This window comes from Vibrio sp. 10N.222.49.C9, assembly GCF_041474985.1.
Classification (GTDB): domain Bacteria; phylum Pseudomonadota; class Gammaproteobacteria; order Enterobacterales; family Vibrionaceae; genus Vibrio; species Vibrio crassostreae_C.
This window is the reverse complement of the sequence record NZ_JBFRVD010000268.1, coordinates 1-303: the sequence shown is the minus strand read 5'-3', so window position 1 is coordinate 303 and position 303 is coordinate 1. Positions and strand designations below refer to the sequence as shown.

Annotated in this window: 1 pseudogene; it reads right to left on the bottom strand. The window is 45.9% G+C overall.

The window, feature by feature from the left end:
- Positions 1-303 (bottom strand): annotated as a pseudogene (gene thrA, locus AB4585_RS23085) (bifunctional aspartate kinase/homoserine dehydrogenase I); the annotation flags it as partial.

Genomic DNA, 303 nt, shown 5'->3' with positions numbered 1-303 from the left:
TCACAGCAGTCTGCACGCAAACATGCAGCCAATACTGCCGCTGAATAATCAGAGCCATTACGACCTAATGTCACTAGTTCACCCTTTTCATTGCCGGCAGTAAAGCCTGGCATTAGGTGCACTTGCCCTTTTGGAAGTGGCGATTGGACAAAGTTTTGCGTTGAGACTTCAACATCAACCATAGCTTCAAGGTGATCACCTTTAGCGTATAGGTATTGAACTGGATCTATAAGACCTGCTGCTTGACCTTTCGCTTCAAGAACCGCTCTCATTAAGCGAATAGAGACTTTCTCACCCTTACTG